Origin of the sequence: Candidatus Thiothrix putei (genome assembly GCA_029972225.1) — a bacterium.
In the GTDB taxonomy this organism is placed as follows: domain Bacteria; phylum Pseudomonadota; class Gammaproteobacteria; order Thiotrichales; family Thiotrichaceae; genus Thiothrix; species Thiothrix putei.
Map to the genome: position 1 here is coordinate 3,155,535 of CP124756.1, position 24,652 is coordinate 3,180,186.

Below are 24,652 nucleotides of genomic sequence, written 5' to 3' on the forward strand. Positions count from 1 at the left end.
CGCTGCACCTAACGTAAAAAAGGGCGGTTCGTTAATGTACGAATCGCCCTTTTTTCATGCGCCTAGCGAAGTGTTCTTACTTATCACTCACCAAACGGGTATAACAAACCCAGTTTGCAGTTGGATAGATGGATAAACCATCCTGCACTTCACCGTGCAACCTTAAGGCAACTAAAATGCTATTTTCCAGATTAGGGCGCGTTTGAACGCCATCTATCAGTGGCATTGTGAAATCAACCCCTTGATAATTATGTTCAGCATCCACACCAGTATTCGTATTCATGGAACAGTAAGCTGACTTTCTGGCAATCTGAGCCGTATCAGAAAAAACTGACAAATTAATATGCGGGGGAGTACCACCTGTATTGATTTGCGCAATACTTCCCAACTCACCATTCACGGGTAAACGCCAAGTACCTTTCCTGCCACAGATACCTTGGCTATTGATTGTTTCCATATAGCTGTACGCGTCACAAGAACCGAGCACTGCACATAATGTGGAACCGTCATAACCGCTCACGGTTCCCCAATAGCCGCTATAGTTATGAAAGTGCCGATAACGCCAGTCTTTATCCCGCAAACCACCATCATTGGTTTTGATTTCCCAGACTAAATTGGTTTGTATGTCTTTAACGCATGAATAGTTCGTAGCGGTCGCTGCCAGAGGCTTGCCGGTATTGTCCAACTTAACATAACGCCCTGCTACCCTCTCAGCATTAGCAGGTATTTCAGGAATAGTTGCCATTGACGACTCAAGGTCAATGGCTGCTTTTATCTGATATACCGCCGTATATGTATTCTGCAAGATTGTTTCAGTGGCATCGTGAGCCGTTTTTGCTTTGGCAGCAGCAGCTTCAGCGTTTTTAATCGCCTGCTCTATGGTAGCTAAATCCTGCGAATTTTGTACCTTAGCTTTTTCTTGTTCGGCGATGGTTTGTTGGGCTGTTGCATTAATCACTTCTTTAGCAGCTTGTGTCACATAGCCCTTAATATTGGTCATTGGCTGTGATTGTGCTATTGCTGGGTAAGGTGCAGCGGCTTCTCCTGCTTGTTGAGCCAAATTTGTAATAGCACCATTGGCTTCTTTCGCAGCTTGTGCTTCACTCACTACTTTAGCGATTACCGTACTAAGCGACTCCTGAGCCTTAGCCAGATTCGCTGCTAAGGTAGCGGCTGCTTGTGCTGCGGCTGCTTGTGCTGCGGCAGCTTGTGCTGCGGCTGCCGTCTGATTAGCAGCAGTCTGGGCAGAGGTTTCAGTAGCGGTGGAAGTGTTAGCGGCAACTTGAGTCGTTGACTGGGTTGCTTCTTGTGCTTGCGTTGAAGTACCACCACCTCCGCCACAACCTGTTAACAGTGATACAGTCAGAATACTAGTCATCAACAACACATTATGCTTACGGTGCGAACTGTTAAACAGATTAACAACCAATGGGTTTGTGTTCATTACGCTATCCCTCGATGAACAATGAAACTTTGGGGTAAAATAGCCAAGGCTATGTGGTCAGAACCTTCTTTGATAGAAATAATTAAATCACCAATAGATGGTTTAATATGTGTTAGCGATCAACATTTTCATTTAAATTTATTATCGTAAATACATTAATTTTATTAATTGGCGGGTTTGAGCCGCTATACGGCACAGAATCAAAATGAAAAGGGCGGCCTGTTAACAGGTCGCCCTTACAGTGACAGTATACAAATTTACTGGGTCACCAACCGAGTGCTGCAAAGCCAGTTAGCAGCCCCATAAGCATAATCCTTCCCATCAGCCACTTCACCGTAGTGACGTAATGCCACAGCAATACTGAGTTCGAGGTGAGGTCGGTCATGTGGCAGATTTGGTAAAAATTCGTTACCAAAATCCACACCTTGGTAGTTACATTCGATGCGCCCATCAGGATTACGTGGGACAGGATTAGGAATGGGGTTGTATCCACACTGGGTTACATCCGTAATCATGTTTTCAGAACAATAAGCCGCTTTCGCATCAGGGAGATCTTTGAAAATACTTCTTTCAATATGCGGTGGGCGTTCATCTGCATTAATCTGGGCAATAGAACCCAATTCGACCATTTTAGGTAGACGCCAGTTATTCTTACCACATAGCCCAACCTGCTGATTCATCATGTCAATGTAGCTGTAGGGATCACATGAAAATATACCGTTGCAAAGCGTTTTCCCGTATAAATCCGTTGTAATGGCATAACCACCAGAATTATGCATGTGTTTATAACGCCAACTTTTATCGCGTGGACCAGGGTTCTTAGGATCATCGGTTTTCATTTCCCAAATTAAACCGGTGGTGTTGTCTTTTACACAAGCCCAAGACGGCGCTGAAGCTGGCAATGTGTTACCACCGGCATCCAATTTGGTATAACGTTTAGCTGCATCAGCCACTTTCATGGCAGCCGTTAGATTCGTAACTGCCGTTTGAGCATCCTGCAAGGCTTGTTCTGCGGCTAGGCGTGCTTGTTCTGCCAAGGTAGCAGCCTGCTGCGCTTGCTGGGCTGCTTTTTGAAGTAACGCTAAATCTTGAGAAGCTTGGGTATCGGCTTGCAACTTAGTGACCAGTGCTTGCTGTGCCTCTGCCTGTGCTGCGCTTTCAGCCGCCTGTGTAACATAGCCTTTCAAGGTGTTAAGCGCAGCCACAACATTCGACTCTTGATAAGAGGTCGCTTGTTGTTCCACGGGTGTGGCTAGTGCTGCCACTGCGGCACTGGCTGTTTTTGCATCACTAGCACTTTTAGTAACTTTAGGAACGGTCGTACTGATGATCTCTTTAGCAGAGGCAACGGTTTGCGCGGCGGCAGCGGCTTGTGCAGCCTGATCTTCTGCTGACAGTCCACCGCCTCCACCGCCACATCCCGTTAAAACGGATAGTATGACGACACTAATCAACACTCTATTCATATCCATAGCTTATCCCGCATAAGTAGTTAATCTTAGTTTATGGCATTAATAGGGCATTATATTAAATTAATGGGGAAAACATTAATCAAATATATTAATGGCTAGTTTGACCGGGTATCCGGTTCGGTAGTGGCACAAACCCCCACAACCTGCTACTTTATTGCGTCCCAATCAGAACTAGCCAAAGACAGCCATGCAACCAAGAAAAATACTGATCACCAGCGCCCTGCCCTATGCCAACGGCCCCATCCATATTGGTCACATGGTTGAATACATTCAGACTGATATTTGGGCACGCTTCCAACGCCTGCGGGGCAACGAATGCCACTATGTGTGTGCTGATGACACCCACGGCACACCGATCATGCTGCGAGCCCAGCAGGAAGGCATTACCCCAGAACAACTAATTACCCGCATCGGTGCAGAACACCAACGTGATTTTGCAGGTTTCACTATTGCCTTTGACAACTACTACACCACGCATTCGGATGAAAACCGCCACTTTGCCGAATTCATCTACAAAGCAGCGCGTGATAACGGTCATATTGAAAAGCGAATCATAAAACAAGCTTATGATTCGCAAGCACAGATGTTCCTGCCCGATCGTTTTATCAAAGGTGAATGCCCTCGCTGCGGTGCAGCAGACCAATACGGTGATAACTGCGAAGCCTGTGGAGCCACCTATTCGCCTACCGACCTGAAAAACGCAGTTTCAGCGATTTCAGGTACGACACCGATTGAAAAAGAAACTGAACATTATTTCTTTAAGCTGGGGCATTTTGAAACGTTCTTACGCGAATTCCTCGCCAGTGGCGCGGTACAAAAAGAAATTGCCAACAAGCAAATGGAATGGTTTGAATCCGATCAAGGACTAAGTGATTGGGATGTTTCCCGCGATGCACCTTATTGGGGCTTTAAAATCCCCGATACCGACGATAAATATTTTTATGTATGGCTGGATGCACCGATTGGTTATTTAGCCAGTTTCAAGAACCTGTGTGACCGCATTGGGCTGAATTTCGATAGCTTCTGGAAACCCGAATCCACCGCCGAGGTGTACCACTTCATTGGTAAAGACATCGCCTATTTCCATACGCTGTTTTGGCCTGCCCTGTTGCACGGTGCGGGCTTCCGTACCCCCAGTGCCGTACATTGCCACGGCTTTTTGACGGTAAATGGCGCGAAAATGTCCAAATCACGCGGCACATTTATCCAAGCGGAAAGCTACCTCAAGCACTTAAACCCAGAATGGTTACGCTACTATTTCGCCAGCAAACTCAGCAATGGCGTGGATGACATCGACCTTAACCTCGAAGATTTCGTGGCACGGGTGAACAGCGATTTAGTCGGTAAAGTGGTTAACATTGCTTCACGTTGCGCGGGTTTTATCAACAAGCGTTTTGACAACAAACTGGCTGATACGCTGCCCGACACCGCGTTATATCAGGAATTCAGCGATGCCTCTGAACGCATCGCTGAACTTTACGAAACCCGCCGCTACGGTCAAGCCATGCGCGAAATCATGGCCTTAGCCGACAAAGCCAACCAATACGTTGACGAACAAAAACCGTGGGTACTCGCCAAAGACCCAGCACGCCTTGCTGACGTACAAAGCGTTTGCACCCAAGGCATCAATATGTTCCGTGCGATTGTTGGCTACCTCAAGCCAGTGCTGCCACAACTGGCTATCGACGCAGAAAGCTTCCTTAATGCGGGCGAACTGACCTGGGCAAGTGTGGCTACTCCCCTGACTAGCTGCGAAATCACGACATTCAAAGCCCTGATGACCCGCGTTGAACCGGCGATGGTCACGGCGATGCTCGAAGACAATGCTTCGGCTACGCTCAGCAACCAAAGCAGCTCCCTGAGCGAAGCCGAAGGGAGCGACAGCAAACATCTAAGCGCTGATCCCATCAGCCCCACGATTGACTACGATGATTTTGCTAAAATTGACTTACGCATTGCCAAAATCGTTAAAGCAGAGCACGTCAAAGGCGCAGACAAACTGGTACAATTGACCCTTGATCTAGGCGGCGAAACCCGCAATGTCTTTGCTGGGATAAAATCAGCTTACGACCCAGTCGACTTGGAAGGCCGCTACACCGTCATGGTTGCTAATCTCGCGCCACGCAAAATGCGGTTTGGCGTTTCCGAAGGGATGGTATTGGCAGCAGGCCCCGGTGGCAAAGATCTATTCATCCTGACACCCGACACAGGTGCAGAACTTGGAATGCGCGTAAAATAACGCAAACAATAAGACGACATTAAACATTATGTTAGGGAAGTTCTTTAAACCTAAATGGCAACATCATGATGCCAATGTTCGCTTAAAATCACTGAGCAGCCTTGCAGGTAACAGTGTGGAACTAATCAAGATTGCGCAGAGCGATCCTGATAACGATGTACGCATGGAAGCGATTACCCGGTTACAGCACCTCCCGACATTGGTGCAACTGGGGCATACTTCTGGCTCTATTGGTGAACGATCCCGCCAACGCGTGATTGCTTTAGCGGCAACGGATCACCATCATGACTACCTGCTAACAGAGGTATTCGCATGGCTGCAAAATCCAGCACTACTGCGTAGCATTGCCCGTGATCAGCTCAGGGGTGTTAAATTGCGCCACCAAGCCATTGCTAAGCTTGATGATCAGGAATTATTGTTCGCAATTGCCAGCAACGATACCTCTAAAGAAATTCAGTACATCGCCGCTACACAAATCCACGATCTTGAAAAGCTTAAAACATTAGAAAAAATTCACGGCAAACAAAACAAGCGTTTACGTCAACTCCTTAAAGAACGTGAAGACGCAGTTCAGCATGTGTTACAACAACAAGCGGCGATCGACGCGCTCTGTACTGAAGCAGAAAATCTCGGTCAAACCGGACGTTGGCTACAAGATAAAACGCACGCAAAAGTGCTGGAGCAACGCTGGCAAAAACTCAGTAAAACCACTAACGATACCCAACAACAACGTTTCCAACAGGCATTGGCAGACTTTCAGCAACACCTGCAAACATGGGAAACACGACAAGCCCAGCAACAGCAACAACTTGCTGAGCAAGCCGCCGCACAAGCGCGTCTCATAGCGGAAGCCCGACAACAGGCAGAGGCCAGCGCACAAGCCGCTCAAGAACAACGAGAGCGCGAACAACAGCGCGAAGCCGCCGCACGTAATCAGCGTCAGCAACAACAAACTCAACAACAACAAGCGTTACAAGTATTACATAACACCCTGAAAACACTAGAAGCTCACCTAGAGACTGAACAATACAGTGAAGCCATTGAGGTACATAAATCACTCAGGGAAAACCTCAAAAATGCAGCGCATCTCCCCAGTAAAGAACAGGCATTTTTCCAACGACGTCTCCAAGCACTAGCGCCTTTCCTACGCGAAATACAAGACTGGCGGCGCTGGGGTACTGATCAAGTACGTAAACAACTGATCGAAACGGCAGAACATTTGCGTGCTGACGAGGAGCTTGACCCGCAAGAACGTGCTAAAAAAATTCACTCCCTGCGCGAAGAATGGCGCAAACTCTCACAGCTTGAACCCGGTCAACAACATACCCTTTGGAAAGCGTTTGATGCCAACGCCACGGCGGCCTACGAACCCAGCAAACAATACTTTGCCGAACAAGCACAGCAACGCAGCGCCAACCTAGAGCAACGCAACACTATTTGCGCCCAACTCGAAACACTAAATGCTGCAACTGACTGGGAACACGCTGACTGGCGGGAGCTACAAACCACGATGAATGAGTGTCGCAAACAATGGAAAGCGGCAGGAACGGTCAGCCACAAAGATTGGAAAAGTGTCAATGAACGCTTCAATAACGCAATGGATGCACTCGAAACACACCTCAAAGTAGAACGTAACCGTAACTGGCAGGAACGCACCCAATTGCTTGAACAAGCCAAAGCCTTGCTAGATTCACCTAATACCGCCCAAGCCATTGAGCAAGCCAAAGTTTTACAAACACAATGGCACATTACGCTCAGTTCACGCCCTGCCGATGAACAACGTTTGTGGAAACAATTCCGCGAACCGATGGACACCCTATTTGCCCGCGCCCGCGAAGAACGCCAGCAGCAACAGCAAGAACGCAATGCCCAACTGGCTGAAACAGCACGCCAGGCAGAGGAACAACGTCAACGCGAACTGGAACGCCACCAACAGCAACTCACAGCATTGGAAGCACTTGCCGTACAATCCACCCTTTATAAACAAGCAGATACCAGTGCCGACGAACAGATCAGCAACCGCAGCACGGGTGAGTTACTCTGTTTGCAACTGGAAATTCTCTTAGGGCTAGAAACCCCCGCTGAATTTCAAACAGCACGCCTAAAATACCAGGTGTCGCAACTCGCTGAGACCATGAGCAGTCGTAAAGATAATCACGCCCCCAACACTCATGCGCTATCCGTATTAAAACAATGGTATGCCTTGGGAGGAATGCCCGCGACTGCACTGGCAAGCCAGACAGCGCGGATCGAGACTGTTAAGCAGGCTCTGCAATTTCTGTAACGGCCGTAAAGCACTGCATTAAGTCAGCCAACAACTGAGTGACTTCCCCGGTCATGAGGGTGAATTCGATATCCAGTTTTTCAGCGTGAGATTGCGGGTCGGCATCCTTCAGGTTGTCGGCCAGCACATCCAAGAAGCGCACCTGACGCACCCCTAAATCTTCGGTCAAAACGAAACTAATCTTGTCTGCCCAGATTAAAGCGAGTTTAGATACCGTTTTACCCGCTGCCAGATTCGCTTGAACTTCTTCTGCCATCAGTTCATGGCGCTTAAACGTCGCCACACTTTTTGCTTCGCCCTGCCCTTTTAATTCGCACGCTTCGCCCAAGGTAAAGGGCGCAGGCAAGGTGTGATCATCCGCCAGCCATTGCGTCATCAGCACGGCTGGACTCATATCAGTTTTCGGAGGAGTAACAGGCAAACTGCCCAAGGTATTGCGCAACAAATGGGTTAACCGTTCGGCAGGCGTGTTGGAAGAGCTGTTTATAATCATCCAGCCATTGGATAAATCCAACCAAGCATCCATTTTTTTGGTGCGAGTAAATGCCTTAGGGAGTAATTCAAATTCAATTTCATCGCGCAAATCTTGCTTTTCGCGCTTGCCCATCTTACGGGCTTCTTTTTCTTCGATTTCGGCAATCAAGGTATCGAGTTCTTCACGCACCACCGAAGCCGGAAGCAGCTTTTCCTGATGCGCCAAAGTCAGCAGCATACAACCGTTCGCCGCGAGTACCAGTTGCTCACTGTTACGCCCAAACGGCGACACCCAACCGCTGGCTTCCCGTAATTCATTGCCACACCCTAGAAAGGGTTTACTTTCAAGGGCTTCGTGTAGTGCTTCGGGCGTGAGGGTAAAATCACTGCTCAAACGCAGCAGATACAGGTTTTTGAACCACATGAGGATGCCTTTCTATAATACTTAGGAAGGCGGATTATGCCGGAAAGCCGTTCAGACTTAAACAAACGGCAACGTACCAAACTGACCCCATGGATTAGGCTGACCTAACCAACGTTGGGCAACCGTACCGTAAACTGAACGGAAATCAACCGTGTGTTGCGGATTGCCATCACCATCTAAATGACTAAGATCCAGCGGCTCACCATACAGTCCACCGCGAACCTTGCCTCCCATGACCAATTGCACCCCAGCAGTACCGTGATCAGTACCTTTGCCGTGGTTTTCCTGCACACGCCGCCCAAACTCTGAGTAAGTCATGAGCATGACATCATTCCAGCGCCCGCCGCGTTGCATCGCTTGTGCAAACGAATCCAGCGCTCCCGCCAATTGATGTAACAAGTTACTTTGTACCGCATTTTGGTTACTGTGCGTATCAAAGCCATCCAAAGTCACCATATACACCGCAGCATCGACGCCGGTAAGGATCATTTTAGCCACCGCTTCCAAATCACGCCCTAACTTACTGGTGGAAAAAGGGATTCCCAACGTCACCGGGCGCTGTAATTTATTACTTAATTGTTCACCTGCCGCATACAACTGGTGATGCACATTAGTCACATGCGCCAGTACAGAATTCGTGGCAACCGGCTGAATATCTTCCAACAAACTGATTTGGCTGAGAAACGATTGCGGGCTTTGCATCGCAATGGTATTGCAATTTTTTCCGGACATCGGGCCACTATTTTCGCCAATCGCAATCCCGTGCAAACCGGGCTTACATTCGGGCAGTAAAGCACCTAACCAGCCAGTATCGGTATACTGACTGGCATCCACAGCGGTTTCCCAAATATCACTGGAGCGAAAATGAGACAGCGTTCCATGCGGATACCCCACACCTTGCACCCAAGCCATGTTACCGTTGTCCCACCAAGGTTTGAGCGCCTTCAGGTAAGGGTTTAAACCATGACTTTCTCCAATATCCAACACCTGATGCTTGGGAACACCAATACTAGGACGGTATTGGTAATACAGCGGGTCAGTATGCGGAATCAGGGTATTCAACCCATCGTTCCCCCCTGCTAACTTCACTAACACCACAATACGCTGTTGTGGACGCGCAGGTACTGCCAACACTTCCGCTGGTAAAGCCCCCAACCACGGCAACAATGCTGCCATTCCCATAAATTCGCGACGGTTCATGTAATCAACATCCGCATAAAGTGTATCAGGTGACTTGAAACGCTGGATCAAGCAATAAAGAGCGCACTAAACGCCGTGCTCCCGGTATTTCCGGCAAGGGTTTTAATGGCTTAACGGGCAATAACCATTCGACCAATTGCCCGGCAGGCACATCGGGGAGTTTTACCCCATTAGCGACTTTTTCATTTAAATTGCCGCGTGACAATTTAGAGAGGTAAGCATTGCGCACCAGCAAGGTTTGGGTACTGATCCAGTGTTCACCGCCCGCCCAGCCTTTGACGTTCGGCGGGTCAAATAATTCTTGCCCCAATAAACGGCACAGATTCAGCATTTCCTGGGTAGATTCGCGGGGATACGGCAACATGCGTACTGTGCCAATCACCAATTCCACTGGGGATTTTACCAAAGTACCACGGTTTGCCGTTGCCCAGAATGCTTCACTGTTCAATACCGTGCGCATTAAACCCTTGATGTCGTAATTCGATTGCCGTAATTGTTGCGCCCAAGTACGAATCAGTACCGGATCAGGCCGATTGCTGACGAACGCCAGCCAGAATTTTTCCGTCAGGCGTTCAGCAGTGCGGGGGTGTGCTAACAACAGCTTAACAATGTCATCGCCGTTGAAATGCCCGGTTTTGCCTAAAAAGGTGAGTTGCCCTGCGGAGTGTTCGTCAGTACGAATCACAAACTTACCCGTTTGATGATCGACGCGCCAGCCCGTAAAGGCTTGCGTTGCCGCTTTCACATCGGTTTCACGGTAATGCCCCCGTCCGATGGTAAATAACTCCAATAATTCGCGGGCAAAATTTTCGTTGGGCTGATTTTTGTTATTTTGATGCCCATCTAAATACATCAGCATAGCAGGGTCACGCGCAATGGCTTGCAATAATTCCGCAAAACTCCCCAGTGCATGACGGCGGAATAACAGATTTTGTTGGTGTAACAGGCTGGGCTGCAAGGTCTTTTGAATGGAGGATGTGAAGTGATTGTGCCAAAACAACGTCATGCGTTCGAGAAATGGCGTTTTGCTAGTCAACATCTGCTCTACCCACCACGCCTGCAAGCTTTTGCCCTCGCGTTGTGAGATGGCCCAGGCAGAATTACGACTTTTCATATCGTTCAAACGCATCGGTTCTAACTTCAGCCAAGGCGTCATGGCTGGAGCAGGTTTCAATGCCTCAGGTTTTGGATGCAACACCAATTCGACAGCATCTTGTGTAGAGCGACCTTCCAAGTGTTTGATAGCATCCCATTCTGCGCCTAAGCCAGTGCGTGATACCAGATGTGCTGCATCTTTAAAAGCAAGTAATCCCATAACCTTACTGCGCTAGAAATAATATTAATAGTAACGTAACTGAAGGGTAAGTTTAGACCAAATTTTAATCTTAACGGCAGATTAATAAGATTATTTTTCAAGCTTTATGCCGCTAAGCGAAATGAAAAAGGCGATAAGCGATACTAGTGATGCCAAAGCACTGATGAATAACTCAGTCGTTTTACGCAGCACCCGCACCGTACCCAACGCACTTTTCCCTAAAAACTTCATGATACCCTTGGTGTGCACGCCATACTTTAGGCTAATTTTTTCCAAACGGATTAAATCTTCGCCACTTTCAACGTATTTCAACAAATGTACGGCATCAGCAGTAGAACTGGCCTTGCGAATGCTATTCACCTGTTCCGCCGTTTGTTTCAGTGCACGCACCGCTTGCGGGTTATAAGCCTTTAATCCTGCTTTACTGATACCATCCAGATTTTTTTCAATACGCGCTGCTAATAGAAATCCTTTATAGTCGAACACATCTGAACCCTGCCTGAGCAGAAAGCGCTGAAATCCCGGTGTTAGCCTGCCAGCGCGTGCTGCCAATTTTGTGGTAGAAATACCACTTTTTGCGGGCGAAGCTACTCCTGCACTCGCCACGGTCGCTGCGGTTAACCCCACACCGACACCCGCCAAGGTGACAATCAATTCGTTGACTGGCTCACCCTTGGCATACAATTGATATTGCTCCCACAAATCGCGGGCATCCCCGACCACGGTGAAATCGGCGGTAATTGCCCCCGCCACACCTGCGCCACTGCTGGCTTCACCGTCTAAAAAACCACTGGCGAAATCATTGACAGTACGGCGAGCGGTATTGAGCGGTGATTCCAAACGTTGCAATTCTGCCTCAAATTCAGCCGGATCAACGGCGTAACCGAAGGTATCAGCAAGACTTAAATACATCCGCGCATCGGCGGGATTGTTGTTGGCAATGGCTTCCTGCACTTGCTGGCGCACCTCTTCCGCACTGACTTGATGCAACATTAATTGCGCCACGTCTGCCGCCATTTCATCGTATTGCCAATAATCCAGCAATGCCTTCAAACTGCCGACTAATAGCACTAATGACACCAATAAAACGGTAAAATTCCAAATTTTCATTATCTTAGTCTAGCGCATTCCCAGCGTTTGACGTAAACCTAAGGGGTCATTGGGGTCGACACCTTCCATAAATGGCTTACGGCGGTCGTTATTGGTAATCTGGTAAACCTTGCCGATCCAATTGCTGTAAAACACTTTGGCGGTATCGCGCCAAGTATTGTGCAACATCGGCAGCAACAAGGTTTCGGGGAACTCCGGCAAGGGCTTGCCTTGGCGTTTGGCGGCTTCCTGTGCCAAGCGGTATTCGGTGAGAATCGCTTTGGCTTTGGGGCGCAAATAGTTTTCGGGAAAGGGCGGGTAATCCTCCCGTATCCCGTCAAACCAACGCAGGGTTTCACGGCGGTATTCTTTCAGCAAACTTACCTGATCGTATTCGGGGTGCGCTTGCAAAAAAATCATGCGGAACAGATCAGGGCTGACCGCCATGTGTACGCCCGCCTCCTGACTTTCCACCAATATTTGCACACCGACAGCTTCCAGTTCCGCACGGTCAATTTGATTGAAACGCGAATGTGGCACGTCAAAGCGCGTATTCAAATCATTCACCAGCGGGTGTTCCGGCATAGTCACGGCATGGCTGTACACGCCCCAACGCTTGAATCCCAGCGGGCGGCGGCGGATTCCCCACAAATGTTGCACCAGCGCATGGCTTGCCAAACACGAACACAAGGTAGAGGTGACATTTTCCTGCGCCCAAGCAACCACCTCGCACAAACCATCCCAAAACGGTTCGTCTTCCAAATGTTGCGCGGCAGGGTTTGCGCCGGTAATGATCAGCGCATCCAAACCTTGTTCCTGCAAATCGGCAAACTTTTCGTAATACTGGTCGAGGTAGGCTTGCGCTTTGGCACTGCGCGGCAAACTGTCCAGCGTAAACGGGTGGATATGAAATTGCGCAATCAGATTGGATTCGCCTACTAACCGGAAAAACTGGCGTTCGGTTGCTGCCAACGCCGCATCCGGCATCATATTGAGGAAACCGATATGCAGCTCGCGAATATCCTGATTGAAGGCGTAATCTTCACTCAGAATGGTTTGGCCTTCTTGACGCAGGCGTTCAAACGTTGGCAATGCAGTGTGTGCAACTAATGGCATAGGAATCCCTCCCCTTACCCAGCAATCTTAAGCATGACGCGCAATCGCCATTTCAATCAAGGCATTGAAATCGGCTTCATCACGCACTTGCGCGGCTTCTTCCGACGTAACCGTGTAGCCGTAGTCGTGCGCAATCGCCTCGTAACGCGGCAAACGTGAATGGAACAAACGCGGGAATACCCAGCGGGTGAAATCATCCGGGATCATTTCGGCAGCGTATTGCAGCCCTTGTTCTTGCAGGTATACCGCCAAATGTTCGCGCAAGAAATTCGGGCGGTAATACAACGGCTTCGGGTCACTACGGGCGCGGTCGATTAGCTTTTGCTCTTCATCTTTAGTGGTGACTTTGATGTACAGAATCAGGGTATTTTCTGCCAACAAATCAAACACGCCCGGTTCTTCCAACTCGCACAAGCTGCCGCCTGCGTCATTGACGAAATGCGAATAGCCGTAAATCGTTTGGGCTTTGCGAATGAATTCCGGCACGTCACGCATGGCGGCAATTTCGGCTTCGCGGTATTGCGCTTGGCGTTGAATGAACGCATCCAGCGGTACGCCGCCGAGTTCGGGATTGCCTAATTTGCCAACGAATGACAGCACCGGCCCCAGATCATTCACGCGGATATTGTTGCGGATGTAGATCCAATCATTACGCAATAACTCGCGCAAGAACGGCACTTTCATCGCCTGTTCTTTAATCAAATCAAGAATGTCTTCATCCAGATAGCACGTACCAATGCGGTAGTCACCGGAATAGTGGAACCAGTTATGGTTACGCAGCATACTGGAAATATGGGTTTTACCAACACCAGACATGCCCAACAGCGTGACTTTTTTGTGTTCCCATTGGCGGTATTCTTCTACGGTTAAACGCACACTAAATCTCCGTACAGGTAGTTTCTTATAGGGCAGATACTTTAGCATAACCGGATTGTTTTGCCGTGTTAAACTGCACGCCCACGATACACTCATGAACACGATGAAAATTGGCGCTTACACACTCGATAACAACCTGATTGTCGCCCCAATGGCAGGCGTGACCGACCGCCCGTTCCGTACCTTATGCAAACATTTTGGTGCAGGTCATGCGGTCAGTGAAATGATGTCGGTGGATGCGACCTTGTATGCGCAGAAAAAATCCTTGTACCGCGCCGATTTCGAGGGGGAACTTGCGCCGATTTCGGCACAGATTGCGGGGTCTGAACCGGAAATGTTGGCGGAAGCAGCGCGTTATCAGGTGGCGAATGGGGCGCAGATTGTAGACATCAATATGGGCTGCCCTGCCCGCAAGGTTTGCCGCAAGCTGGCAGGCTCGGCTCTATTGAAAGATGAGGATTTGGTTAAGCGGATTCTGGATGCGGTGGTGTCTGCGGTGGCTGTGCCGGTGACGTTGAAAACCCGTCTGGGGTACGTCAATGGCGAGGAAAATATTCTGCGGGTTGCGGACATGGCGCAACAGGCGGGCATTGCGGCACTGGCGATTCATGGGCGCACGCGCGAACAAATGTACACAGGTGAGGCGCGTTATGAGCTGATTCGCGAGGTGAAACGCCACGCCACGATTCCCATCATTGCCAATGGCGACATTGATAGCCCGCAAAAAGCCAAAGCGGTGCTGGAGGCGACTGGCGCGGATGCGATTATGATCGGGCGGGCAGCGCAGGGGCGACCGTGGATTTTTCGGGAAATCGCGCATTATTTGCAAACCGGCGAGGAATTGCCGCCGCCGAACATTTCCGAAGTCCACGCGGTATTGCTGGGGCATTTAGATGATCTGTATCAGTTTTACGGGGAATATTCGGGGTGTCGCATCGCCCGCAAGCATATTGCTTGGTACACCAATGGGCTGCATGACAGCAATGCGTTTCGGCAGGCGATGTATGCGCAGGATAGTACGGCGGGGCAGGCACGGGCGGTGGATGCGTATTTTCAGGCGTTGTTGGTGCGGGATGAACGGCTGAATTATGAATCGAGTTCAGGCCAGAAATCATCAGCCATAAACTGCTCGTAATCCCACGGACACGTTTCGGGGAATATTTCCGGCGCAAGCCCAGTTTCACGTACTGCACCAGACACCGCATAACGGTAAGCAGATTCAATTAAAGCAGACAGCTTGCTTTTTAAACCGGGATTCTCTTTGAGATGCCCGACAATCCGTTGACGCTGTTCAATGATCGTAAATTTCCAGCTTCGCCCCTGATATGCTGGCTGATATTGCCATTTCAACAGGTGCATGAGTAAGGTTTCTAAAAAAGACTGCAAGGCACGTTTTTCCGACTTACTCATGTCCTCAACTTCCTCGATGATGTGTTCCCAGTCCACTTGGTCAAACTTGCGTTCGCGCAGTAGCGCTGCCTGTTGCAAAGACCATGTGTAGAGGTCTTGATCGTAAGCGACATTCGCCATGTTGACGCCTCCTCAATAATTGCTGATAGGCGAAGAATAACATAAATGGGTGAAGAAACCCCATCGGCAAGCGTTCGGCTCTGCCTACTAGCATACCGTGGGGCATTAGCTTTTCGCCGTAATGCAAGACACCACGGACAGGGCAACAGTCTGGTCAAGTGTCGCTGCTGCTGACATTTGAGCTAGGAGAGGACGAGGCGGAAGCCTATGTTGTTGTTCCGATTATCCGGCGTGTTGTTGTTACGGTTATCAGTACCTTTAAAACGCCGTTGCAGTAAATCATGCAGAATCTGATGGTCAATGCTGGGGAAATAGCCGGAAATATCGGTTTTGACGAACCACGGGTAACGCCGCAGGTTGGCTTGCACTTGGGCAATGGCACGGTGTACGCCCTTGCCCGGGCGGCAGGCGTAGGTGGTGGGGACGAGGGTACGTTCAAACACCGGCTCGGCAAGGTTCATGATGGCGTGGTGCAACACCCGGTCTTCAAAACAGGCTGCGTGGATCAGGCGTTCTTTGGGGTCGTGGATGTGGAATTCGCGGTAGCGGGCATAGGGGGCTTTAGCCTGCAAAATGTCTGCTGCCAGTTTGTTGAGGTTGTAGTCTAGCCGCTGAGTGAAGTGGATAACATCGGGGCGGTGGTGTTTGCCGCGTGCGGCTTTCCACACTGCCAGCATCAAATTGTCGATGGCGGCTATGTCAGCCAGCCGGATGCAATGACGTTTCATCGGCTTGGGTTGTCCGTGTAGGAGCTTGCCCTGCAAGCGATTCCCCCGAAGAATCGCCAGCAAGGCTGGCTCCTACAGAAGAAGGAGGGGCAGCGGATGACTGGAACTCGGTTTTCAGCAGGGTGAGGAAGCGTTCGCCGTATTTTTCCAGCTTAGCGTCACCCACGCCGTTAATTTCACCCAAGGCGGCGGCAGTCGTCACGCGCTTTGTCACCATATCTGCCATTTGGGCATTGGAGATGATGGCATAGACCGGGGTGTTTTCGGCTTCGGAGATGGCTTTGCGCAAGTCCCGCAGTTTGGCGTAGACAGCGAAATCTTCTGCACCCAGAATCTCACGGTAATCGACTTGCCCGCGTTTATCGACCGCTTTGGTGGGTTTGCTGGGTGAAGATGAAGGCTCCAGATAGGTCACGCACACTGACCAGTAGCAAAATTCACTGCGCTCGACAAAGCGTTTATCCACTGACACCAGCCGATGCCGGGTGCAGAAATCGTCGATGGTTTCCTGATCGCTATCAGGCTCCAGCGCATCCACGCTGAAAAACTGTAATTTCATAACCTCTCCCTTCCTTGGTAAAAATAAATTGATCATTGCTAAAAAATCCGCGACGCAAGGGGCTAAAGCCCCCTGCACCCCCAAAGAGTGGCGTGCCCTGCTCCACCAAATGCTGGGCTACTCTGATAACGCCCTGCATTTGGCTACGCTGGTCACGCCACAAGAGCCGCCCCGGCGGCCTGTGCTTTTCCTGAGCAGCAGCCTATTGACCTGAGACGAGGCGGAACCCGAGGCTGCTGCCCCGATTACCCGGCGTGAAGCTGAAGCGGAGAGCGGAACGCACGAACCGTGCATCGTCGTACCAAGAACCACCGCGCAACACGCGGGAGGCGCTCCCACCAGATTCCCAAGCACTACCATCCACTGGCGCACCTTTGTAATCACCGTGCCAACTGTCCTGTACCCATTCCCATACATTGCCGTTCATGTCATTAAGACCATAGCCATTCGCTGCAAATTTTCCGACAGGCGCGGTATAAACCCATTGATCCTTACCGCTCGCCAACCCATCACAACATTCATCCTTGCCATAATTGGCAAACTCATGGCTGGCTTTTTTACCCCAATGATAAGCGCTATCCGTACCACCTCGCGCTGCATATTCCCATTCTGCTTCAGTCGGCAGACGGTAAGGTTTACCCGTTTCCTTACTTAACCACTGCGCGTAAGTATTGGCATCATTCCAGCTCACACCGACTATCGGATAATTGAAATCGGACAAGCCCACACCTAGTTTTTTATAATAATCAGGTGCATTCGGCTCCAACCATTCAGGAGCAGGGCAAACACCGACATCCACACATGCCATGTATTGACCTACTGTCGTTTCAGTTTTTGCCATTTGGAAAGCACTAATAGTAACTTCGTGAGCAGGTGTTTCATCACCACCACATGCCGCTACGCCCTCTACATTGTCGCGCCCATCCACACAACCCATGGTGAAAGTGCCCGCAGGGATAGGGAGCATAACTGGCTCAACAACTTGGCTGTTCCCCGCAACAGGAAGCGAAGCAGGCGGCTCAACCACAACAACAGGCTCTGGAGCAGAAGCAGGCTTTGGAGCAGGTGGCTTCGGCTGCGGCATCACACATTTACCTTTTTTCCAATCACCGCCTTTCTTTTCACACTTTTGCTGTAATTCAGCAACGCGGGCAGCTTCGGCTTTTGCAGCAGCGGCTTTGGCTTTATCAGCAGCTTCTTTAGCTTCACGCTTTACCTTTTCATCATACTGGCGTTTTTCTTCAGCCGCTTTTTCCTGCTTTATTTTCTCAACATCCTCAACAGCAAGCTTATCGAGGTCTGTTTCAGCACACACAACGCCAACACTCAAAATCAAAGTAGCAAATAAGTAAGCGCCCCAACCATGCAGGCGGGAAGATGGTTTAAGGACATATTTTGGGGTCATCAACTGCCTCCTTTAATTGCTTGTATAGATCGTTAGCTTTAACGTTATCTCGCTCAGCCGAGTCTTTATAAAATTTACAACTGGCTTTTATGTCTTTATCTGCGCCTCGCCCCTTCTGATAAACAATCCCCAACAGATACATCGCCTCACTTTCCCCTTTCTTTGCCAGATCAATCAGACGATCAACAGCCGAAGGCCATGCAGTTTCGTCGTCTGCTGCCAGCGTGGCTTTGGCTTGGGCCAATTCATTGGCTTGGGCTTCTTTTGCCTTGCGTTCAGCGTCGGCTTGCACTTGGGCAGGGTCAATGGTAACGGGTGGGGTAGCCACTGCTGTAGAAGCCTGCCTTGCAGGCGATTCTTCCTTCACAGGGTCAATTTGCGTGGACTGCCAATAAATACCACTACCGCCAAGCACCGCAGCAGAGATAAAGAGTGTCGGCAACCAAGGGAATTTTTTAGGCGGCTCTGGCTGCCGAGACGGTGGCACAGACTCACCGGTTTGCACAAACTTGATGCCGCGCAGTAAGCGCTGGAAATTCGCGTCATCCGCACTGCCCCGCCACTGACGCAAATCGGCGATCTGAATCGCATTAAACGGTGTCGGTATCTCGGTATCCTTACCCAGCACACTGATGAGATTGCGCTTGTTAAATGCCCACAAACATTCTGCCCGCACGTAATCAGATGCCACTGAGTTCGGCGTCCACACCGCCACTGTGCAGCTTGCCCCGTGTAACGCCTTTTGAATCACATCCTGATAATGTTGCCCCGGCAGGATTTCAGGATCCCACCACACTTCATAGCCGTGCGCTTCCAACCCTTTGGCAAGCCGTGCAACCCACTCACGATCTTTGGAACTGTAACTGATAAAAATGTCGGTCATTTGCTTAACTGATAGCCCGTTGCTGATAAACGGATAGTAAACGATATTAAGCAAAATGACCCATACAAAATTGGGGGTGTGAACAAAAGTGTGACGTTGCTCCAGCCATGACACTCCGAACCATCCCCCCATCCACGACCCATCCCCCGCAAGGAGGGTGTCGCAAAACCCCGAAGAAAATCCTCCCCCAGCCCCTCCTTTTGCAAAGGAGGGGAGTAAGACAATGTATCTACTTGATTTTTCAAGGTTCTGTCTGGCCTCCCCCTTTGAAAAAGGGGGATTGAGGGGGATTTTCTTCGGAGCATTCCAGTGTTGCGACACCCTCCTTGCGGGGGATGGTTCGGAGAACAGTAGTCAAAATTGGAGAGGCTTAATCCCCATTCAACCCCAACGCTTCCCGCACCAACGCCTGCTGCTGGCGCTGGTGCATATACAACGATCCCACCGCAGGCGCTGCCATCGCCGGGCGGCTCACGCACACCACTTCGGTATAATCATACGCCTCGAAACGGTGTTTAATGCCGTTCCACGCGCCTTGATTGACCGGTTCTTCCTGACACCAAATCACAGTTTTGACGTTCGGGTAATACTCCATCACATCCACCAATTCTTGCGCGGGGAACGGGTAAAGCTGTTCCAAGCGAATGATGGCAGTATCCGTCAACGCCTGTTTGCGGCGCTCTTCCAACAAATCGTAGAACACCTTGCCACTGCACAAAATCACCCGCTTCACCTGCTCTTTCGCGTCCACATCAGTGATGTCCACATCATCCAGCACCACTTCAAACTGCCCCAAGGTGAAATCTTCCAACGGGCTAACCGCCAACGGATGGCGCAACAAACTTTTCGGCGTAAACACAATCAACGGCTTGCGGTACTTGCGCATCATCTGCCGCCGCAACATGTGGAATACCTGCGCGGGATTGGACGGAATGCAAATATGCATATTTTCCTGCGCCGCCAACTGCACAAAGCGTTCCAAACGCGCCGACGAGTGTTCCGGCCCCTGCCCTTCCAAGCCGTGTGGCAAGAACATCACCAGCCCGCACAAGCGCTGCCATTTCTGTTCGCCGGAACTGATGAACTGGTCAATTACCACCTGCGCCCCGTTCACGAAGTCGCCGAATTGCGCCTCCCAAATCACCAAGGTTTCTGGTTCAGCCGTCGCATAACCGTATTCAAACGCCAACACCGCCTCTTCGGAGAGCACCGAGTCGATCACGGTAAATTTGGCTTGGAAATCAGCGGTATGTTGCAACGGAATCCACTGTTCACGGCGTTGCTGGTGGTGCAATACCGCGTGGCGATGTGAAAACGTGCCGCGTCCGCAATCCTGCCCCGACAAACGCACGTCAAAGCCTTCTTCCACCAAGGTCGCATACGCCAGCGTTTCGCCGAAACCCCAATCCGCAGGCTGTTCGCCGCGCCCCATCGCCGCACGCGTTTCCAGAACTTTGAGCACACGCGGATGCACCACAAAATCGGCGGGAATATTGCTGATCCAGCGAGCGCTAATGCTTTGAATGCGTTCTGCGGTGCACGTCGTGTCAATGTGTTGTCGCCAGGGTTGCCCAACATACACTTTCCAGTGCGTCTGCAATTCGGCGGGCAAACCCGTGCGCGTTTGGCTGTTACAACAGGTCACACCACCATTCGACAGTTTGGTGCGGTAAGCGTCAATCAAGCCTTTCGCCCCGCCTTCACTCACGACACCCGCTTCCGCAAGGCGCATCGCGTATTTGGCACGGGTTGTCGGTAAGCTACGAATCGTGCTGTACATCACCGGCTGGGTCATGTTCGGCTCATCGGCTTCGTTATGCCCCAAACGGCGGTAACACACCAAGTCGATTACCACGTCTTTCTGGAACAACTGGCGGTATTCGAGCGCTACTTGCGTGACATAGACCACGGCTTCGGGGTCATCGCCATTGACGTGGAAAATCGGCGCATTGATCATTTTCGCCACGTCGGTCGGGTAATACGTCGAACGGCTATCCGACACCGTGCTGGTGGTGAAACCAATCTGGTTATTGATCACAATGTGAATCGTGCCGCGAGTACGGTAGCCACGGGTTTGCGCCATGTTAAAGGTCTCCATCACCACGCCCTGCCCTGCAAACGCGGCATCACCGTGGATCGAAATGCCCAATACCTGGTCGCCGTCTTTGTCTTCACGCCGGTCTTGGCGGGCGCGTACCGAACCTTCCATCACCGGGCTGACGATTTCCAGATGCGAGGGGTTGAACGCTAACACCAAGTGCATCGGGCCGCCTTCGGTGCTGACGTTGCCAGAAAAACCTTTGTGGTATTTGACGTCGCCGGTGTATGTTTCCTCAACCTTGCCCTCAAATTCGCCAAACAAATCGCCCGCAGGCTTGCACAGCACATTAGTGAGCACGTTTAAACGCCCGCGATGCGCCATGCCGATCACGATTTCCTGCAAGCCTTGTTTGCCGCCTTCGTGGATCAGGGTTTGCAAGAGCGGAATCAAGCTTTCACCACCTTCCAGCCCGAAGCGCTTTTGCCCGACGTAACGGCGGTGCAGGTATTGTTCAAAACCTTCGGCGGCGGTGAGTTGTTCGAGGATTTTGCGGCGTTCAGGGTGGGTCAGTTTGCCACGCCCCATGTTCGGTTCAATGCGTTGTTGCAGCCAGCGTTTTTCTTGCACATCCAAAATATGCATGTATTCAAAACCGATGGTGCGCAAATACGTTTCGCGTAGTGCGTGGACGATATTGCCGAGCGTCGGTTTGGCGGTGAGATTAAAAGTGCCGGGATCAAATACCGTGTCAGGGTCGACATTTTCTAAGCCATGATGTTCCAGCATTAACTGGGGCACACCAACGGTATAGGCGTAATCACCTAACGGATTAGTGTTGGCCTCCAGATGCCCCAAATAGCGGTACGCATTGATCAAGCGCGAAACGTGTAATTGTTCACTACGCTGTGCCAACACTTTACCGTTGCCACTGCTGCTTGGCTTATGGGAGACAGATGTAGCATCTAAGCGCTGAAAGTAGGCTTGCCATTGCGGGTCAAGACTTGCCGGATCTTGCTGGTATTGCGCATAGAGTTGTTCAAGGAAAAGGGCGTGCTCCCCGTCGAGGAAAGATTCATCCATCATACCCGATTGTCCATCCGTTTAATGTTTCTTATGCATTGCTATGAATGGCTGCATTATAGCCCACGTTAGCCGGATTGGTAGCGGGTATTCAGTTTCCCTTTGTCAATACACTTGCCGGGCAAACAAGCGCTCAAGCCGGTGCTGAAAACGTTGTACCCGTTCGCCACGCTGTAGCTGCGGAACATATCCCACCCGCCGTGTGCGTAACCCCTGCCGGAACAGCAGGGGAAGTTTATCATCGTATTTGACGGTTTCTGTTGTAAGACTCATGTTGCGCCACACTCCTGTTTATCATTTTGCTAAATGCTTTTATAAGCATAACGTGCAAATGTGCAGAAAGTGTGTAGAGCCGATGGAAGGTTTTTGCAGCAGCCCTTATTTGCGGTTAGCGGCTGATTCTAAGGGACGAATGTCGGTCGCCACTTTGTCTAATACGCCGTTGATAAACTTGTGTGCTTGTTCAGCACCGTACTTTTTTGCCAGATTCACGTATTCATTCACCACCACTTTGTAAGGGGTTTCAAGGTGGTTTAACAACTCGCACGTCGCCACCCGCAATACCGCGTGTTCAATCGGGTCAACTTGTACCAAACTACGGTCAAGATGCGGGGTAATGCGGTTGCTTAGCTCGTCACCGCCCTCAATCGCACAGCGCAGTAGTTTATGGAAAAATGCCGGGTCAGATTTGCGAAAATCTGCCGCTAATTCCAGTTCTTCTTGAAAATACAGGTAGATGTCCTGAAAGCTGTTACCGGTGATCAACCACTGGTAAGCACCTTGCATCGCCAGCCGCCGCGCTACGCGACGACGGGCAATTAACTGCTGGGACTCAGAGAGGGGTTTGCGTCCTGCCATGTTATGCGGGTTTCCTGATCTTACGCAGCAAAGACACCATTTCGATGGCTGACAACGCCGCTTCTGCGCCTTTGTTGCCTGCTTTAGTGCCTGCCCGCTCGATGGATTGTTCGATGGTATCAGTGGTCAATACACCGAAAATAACCGGCAGCTCGTGTGTCAAACCCACTTGCGCCAGCCCTTTGGAGGCTTCACCCGCTACATAATCAAAATGGGGTGTGCTGCCACGGATAACCGCACCCAAGGCAATAATCGCATCGTAATCACCGTTAGCTGCCATAGCCTGTGCCACTAAGGCCAATTCATAAGCACCCGGTACACGCACGACGTCGATGTCTTCCTCTTTCACGCCGCCATGACGCTTAAGCGCATCGACCGCACCGGAAAGCAGGCTTTCGACGATAAAACTGTTGAAACGCGCAACCACGATGCCGTATTTGGCTTCTTGCGGGGCAAAATCACCTTCGATGACATTGAAACTCATTGAACTATCCTAAACTCATTGCAAAAGAACGATTAAGTAGGACTTAATCCTGAACATAATCCACAATTTCCAGACCAAAACCGGCAATACCGTGTAAACGGCGGGGAGCACTCATGACACGCATCCGATGCACACCCAAATCCGAAAGGATTTGCGCACCAATGCCATAGGTTTTCAATTCAGCCGGAGATGAACGGGTATTGTCCTGCACAACTGGCTGAGATTCAAACCCTTTCAAACGATTTAACACATCTTGTGTTTGGATAGGCTCACGCAGAATGACGATAACACCCTTACCTTCCTTTTGGATGCGTTGCATGGCACTGCGTAACGGCCAACCACAACCCGGTTCATTCAAGGCCAATAAATCACACAATTCGTTTTCCAAATGCACCCGCACCATCACGGTATCATCAGCGGCAATGTCACCGTTAACCAAGGCTAGGTGAATGTCGTGTTTGGCTAATTCTTTGTAAGCCACCAGATGGAACGCACCGTATTCAGTTTGCACGTCTTTCTCAAACACGCGCTCGATACTTTTTTCATGCTGCACCCGGTAACGAATTAAGTCTTCGATGCTGCCCATTTTCAAGCCGTGCTTCTCGGCGAAAATTTCCAGGTCGGGGCGACGTGCCATTGTGCCGTCTTCATTGAGGATTTCTACAATCGTTGCCGCAGGCTCGAAACCGGCTAAACGCGCGTAATCACAACCTGCTTCGGTATGCCCTGCCCGTGTCAATACACCCCCTGGTTGCGACATCAGCGGAAAAATATGCCCAGGCTGTTCAATATCGGAGGGCAACGCATTCGGCGCAACCGCTGTACGGATGGTGTGCGCACGGTCATACGCTGAAATACCCGTGGTCACGCCTTCCGCCGCTTCAATCGAAACAGTGAAGTTGGTGGTGTGTGCCTCATCCGTGCCGGAAATCATCAACGGCAGATTTAACTGCTTGCAGCGTTCACGGGTCAGCGTCAGGCACACCAGACCACGCCCTTCTTTCGCCATGAAATTGATGTCTTCGGGGCGCGTTAACGAGGCAACCATTAACAGGTCGCCTTCGTTTTCGCGATCTTCGTCGTCCACGATGACGACCATTTTACCTTCGGCGAGGTCTTTAAGGATTTCTTCTGTGGTGTTGAATTGCATG

At 50.5% G+C, this 24,652-nt stretch carries 21 protein-coding genes; 3 read left to right on the forward strand and 18 right to left on the reverse strand.

Translation table 11 applies throughout. The annotated features are described in order from the left end of the window. Nucleotides 1–76: 76 nt before the first annotated feature. Together QJT81_16140 and QJT81_16145 are read right to left on the reverse strand one after the other, a co-directional pair. A complete protein-coding gene (locus QJT81_16140; GenBank protein ID WGZ93324.1) occupies nt 77–1,444 on the reverse strand; it encodes a DUF1566 domain-containing protein in 1,368 nt (455 codons plus the stop codon). Between the two features lie 257 nt (nt 1,445–1,701). Beyond that, a complete protein-coding gene (locus QJT81_16145) occupies nt 1,702–2,916 on the reverse strand; it encodes a DUF1566 domain-containing protein (GenBank protein ID WGZ93325.1) in 1,215 nt (404 codons plus the stop codon). A 187-nt stretch (nt 2,917–3,103) separates the two neighbouring features. On the opposite strand from QJT81_16145, the gene metG reads away from it, so the two are divergent. Then, the gene (gene metG, locus QJT81_16150; GenBank protein WGZ93326.1) at nt 3,104–5,155 is read left to right on the forward strand and encodes a methionine--tRNA ligase; all 2,052 of its coding nucleotides are present in this window, start codon (nt 3,104–3,106) and stop codon (nt 5,153–5,155) included. Nucleotides 5,156–5,270: 115 nt separating this feature from the next. After that, nucleotides 5,271–7,439 carry a DUF349 domain-containing protein gene (locus QJT81_16155; protein WGZ93327.1) on the forward strand — a complete coding sequence of 723 codons (2,169 nt, stop codon included), beginning with the start codon at nt 5,271–5,273 and terminating at the stop codon, nt 7,437–7,439. Here the strand turns inward: QJT81_16155 and QJT81_16160 are convergent. From QJT81_16160 to QJT81_16185, 6 genes are all read right to left on the reverse strand, one after another. Next, nucleotides 7,414–8,337, reverse strand: a complete 924-nt coding sequence (locus QJT81_16160; GenBank protein ID WGZ93328.1) for a recombination-associated protein RdgC — start codon at nt 8,335–8,337, stop codon at nt 7,414–7,416. The two genes, QJT81_16155 and QJT81_16160, sit on opposite strands and share 26 nt — an antisense overlap. 57 nt (nt 8,338–8,394) lie before the next feature. After that, nucleotides 8,395–9,537 carry a DUF1501 domain-containing protein gene (locus tag QJT81_16165; protein WGZ93329.1) on the reverse strand — a complete coding sequence of 381 codons (1,143 nt, stop codon included), beginning with the start codon at nt 9,535–9,537 and terminating at the stop codon, nt 8,395–8,397. A 25-nt stretch (nt 9,538–9,562) separates the two neighbouring features. Beyond that, nucleotides 9,563–10,852 (reverse strand): DUF1800 domain-containing protein, encoded by a 1,290-nt coding sequence (locus tag QJT81_16170; protein WGZ93330.1) that lies wholly within the window; start codon nt 10,850–10,852, stop codon nt 9,563–9,565. A 90-nt stretch (nt 10,853–10,942) separates the two neighbouring features. Beyond that, a complete protein-coding gene (locus tag QJT81_16175) occupies nt 10,943–11,962 on the reverse strand; it encodes a hypothetical protein (protein WGZ93331.1) in 1,020 nt (339 codons plus the stop codon). Between the two features lie 9 nt (nt 11,963–11,971). After that, nucleotides 11,972–13,057 (reverse strand): homoserine O-succinyltransferase, encoded by a 1,086-nt coding sequence (locus tag QJT81_16180; GenBank protein WGZ93332.1) that lies wholly within the window; start codon nt 13,055–13,057, stop codon nt 11,972–11,974. Between the two features lie 27 nt (nt 13,058–13,084). Continuing rightward, a complete protein-coding gene (locus tag QJT81_16185) occupies nt 13,085–13,933 on the reverse strand; it encodes an ATPase (protein ID WGZ93333.1) in 849 nt (282 codons plus the stop codon). A 103-nt stretch (nt 13,934–14,036) separates the two neighbouring features. Between QJT81_16185 and dusB the strand changes: the two genes are divergently transcribed. Beyond that, on the forward strand, nt 14,037–15,068 hold the full coding sequence (gene dusB, locus QJT81_16190; GenBank protein ID WGZ96507.1) for a tRNA dihydrouridine synthase DusB: 1,032 nt from the start codon (nt 14,037–14,039) through the stop codon (nt 15,066–15,068). Here the strand turns inward: dusB and QJT81_16195 are convergent. From QJT81_16195 to ribBA, 10 genes are all read right to left on the reverse strand, one after another. After that, complete coding sequence (locus tag QJT81_16195) at nt 15,020–15,463, reverse strand: DUF29 domain-containing protein (protein ID WGZ93334.1); 444 nt, start codon at nt 15,461–15,463, stop codon at nt 15,020–15,022. The two genes, dusB and QJT81_16195, sit on opposite strands and share 49 nt — an antisense overlap. 182 nt (nt 15,464–15,645) lie before the next feature. Continuing rightward, complete coding sequence (locus QJT81_16200) at nt 15,646–16,191, reverse strand: hypothetical protein (GenBank protein ID WGZ93335.1); 546 nt, start codon at nt 16,189–16,191, stop codon at nt 15,646–15,648. Next, the gene (locus QJT81_16205; protein ID WGZ93336.1) at nt 16,163–16,750 is read right to left on the reverse strand and encodes an HRDC domain-containing protein; all 588 of its coding nucleotides are present in this window, start codon (nt 16,748–16,750) and stop codon (nt 16,163–16,165) included. Before QJT81_16205 ends, QJT81_16200 begins: the two co-directional genes overlap by 29 nt. Nucleotides 16,751–16,952: 202 nt before the next feature. Beyond that, complete coding sequence (locus QJT81_16210) at nt 16,953–18,155, reverse strand: formylglycine-generating enzyme family protein (GenBank protein WGZ93337.1); 1,203 nt, start codon at nt 18,153–18,155, stop codon at nt 16,953–16,955. Further along, nucleotides 18,133–19,038 carry a TIR domain-containing protein gene (locus QJT81_16215; GenBank protein WGZ93338.1) on the reverse strand — a complete coding sequence of 302 codons (906 nt, stop codon included), beginning with the start codon at nt 19,036–19,038 and terminating at the stop codon, nt 18,133–18,135. The genes QJT81_16210 and QJT81_16215 overlap by 23 nt, the downstream gene beginning before the upstream one ends. A 370-nt stretch (nt 19,039–19,408) precedes the next feature. Next, entirely contained in the window at nt 19,409–22,162 is a 2,754-nt protein-coding gene (locus QJT81_16220; GenBank protein ID WGZ93339.1) for a 2-oxoglutarate dehydrogenase E1 component, read from the reverse strand. Nucleotides 22,163–22,264: 102 nt separating this feature from the next. Next, nucleotides 22,265–22,432: a hypothetical protein gene (locus QJT81_16225; GenBank protein WGZ93340.1), complete on the reverse strand. Its 168-nt coding sequence runs from the start codon at nt 22,430–22,432 to the stop codon at nt 22,265–22,267. A 105-nt stretch (nt 22,433–22,537) separates the two neighbouring features. Next, nucleotides 22,538–23,017: a transcription antitermination factor NusB gene (nusB, locus tag QJT81_16230; protein WGZ93341.1), complete on the reverse strand. Its 480-nt coding sequence runs from the start codon at nt 23,015–23,017 to the stop codon at nt 22,538–22,540. Nucleotide 23,018: 1 nt separating this feature from the next. Continuing rightward, nucleotides 23,019–23,501 (reverse strand): 6,7-dimethyl-8-ribityllumazine synthase, encoded by a 483-nt coding sequence (gene ribE / locus QJT81_16235; GenBank protein WGZ93342.1) that lies wholly within the window; start codon nt 23,499–23,501, stop codon nt 23,019–23,021. 43 nt (nt 23,502–23,544) lie between these two features. Beyond that, nucleotides 23,545–24,651 (reverse strand): bifunctional 3,4-dihydroxy-2-butanone-4-phosphate synthase/GTP cyclohydrolase II, encoded by a 1,107-nt coding sequence (ribBA, locus tag QJT81_16240; GenBank protein WGZ93343.1) that lies wholly within the window; start codon nt 24,649–24,651, stop codon nt 23,545–23,547. Nucleotide 24,652 lies beyond the last annotated feature (1 nt).

Coding starts and splice junctions, on each gene's coding strand:
- QJT81_16225 (WGZ93340.1), bottom strand. CDS start 22,432: ATGAGTCTTACAACAGAAACCGTCAAATACGATGATAAACTTCCCCTG.
- QJT81_16175 (WGZ93331.1), bottom strand. CDS start 11,962: ATGAAAATTTGGAATTTTACCGTTTTATTGGTGTCATTAGTGCTATTA.
- QJT81_16215 (WGZ93338.1), bottom strand. CDS start 19,038: ATGACCGACATTTTTATCAGTTACAGTTCCAAAGATCGTGAGTGGGTT.
- QJT81_16145 (WGZ93325.1), bottom strand. CDS start 2,916: ATGGATATGAATAGAGTGTTGATTAGTGTCGTCATACTATCCGTTTTA.
- QJT81_16160 (WGZ93328.1), bottom strand. CDS start 8,337: ATGTGGTTCAAAAACCTGTATCTGCTGCGTTTGAGCAGTGATTTTACC.
- QJT81_16210 (WGZ93337.1), bottom strand. CDS start 18,155: ATGACCCCAAAATATGTCCTTAAACCATCTTCCCGCCTGCATGGTTGG.
- ribBA (WGZ93343.1), bottom strand. CDS start 24,651: ATGCAATTCAACACCACAGAAGAAATCCTTAAAGACCTCGCCGAAGGT.
- QJT81_16180 (WGZ93332.1), bottom strand. CDS start 13,057: ATGCCATTAGTTGCACACACTGCATTGCCAACGTTTGAACGCCTGCGT.
- metG (WGZ93326.1), top strand. CDS start 3,104: ATGCAACCAAGAAAAATACTGATCACCAGCGCCCTGCCCTATGCCAAC.
- QJT81_16220 (WGZ93339.1), bottom strand. CDS start 22,162: ATGATGGATGAATCTTTCCTCGACGGGGAGCACGCCCTTTTCCTTGAA.
- QJT81_16170 (WGZ93330.1), bottom strand. CDS start 10,852: ATGGGATTACTTGCTTTTAAAGATGCAGCACATCTGGTATCACGCACT.
- dusB (WGZ96507.1), top strand. CDS start 14,037: ATGAAAATTGGCGCTTACACACTCGATAACAACCTGATTGTCGCCCCA.
- QJT81_16165 (WGZ93329.1), bottom strand. CDS start 9,537: ATGAACCGTCGCGAATTTATGGGAATGGCAGCATTGTTGCCGTGGTTG.
- ribE (WGZ93342.1), bottom strand. CDS start 23,501: ATGAGTTTCAATGTCATCGAAGGTGATTTTGCCCCGCAAGAAGCCAAA.
- QJT81_16205 (WGZ93336.1), bottom strand. CDS start 16,750: ATGAAATTACAGTTTTTCAGCGTGGATGCGCTGGAGCCTGATAGCGAT.
- QJT81_16200 (WGZ93335.1), bottom strand. CDS start 16,191: ATGAAACGTCATTGCATCCGGCTGGCTGACATAGCCGCCATCGACAAT.
- nusB (WGZ93341.1), bottom strand. CDS start 23,017: ATGGCAGGACGCAAACCCCTCTCTGAGTCCCAGCAGTTAATTGCCCGT.
- QJT81_16195 (WGZ93334.1), bottom strand. CDS start 15,463: ATGGCGAATGTCGCTTACGATCAAGACCTCTACACATGGTCTTTGCAA.
- QJT81_16140 (WGZ93324.1), bottom strand. CDS start 1,444: ATGAACACAAACCCATTGGTTGTTAATCTGTTTAACAGTTCGCACCGT.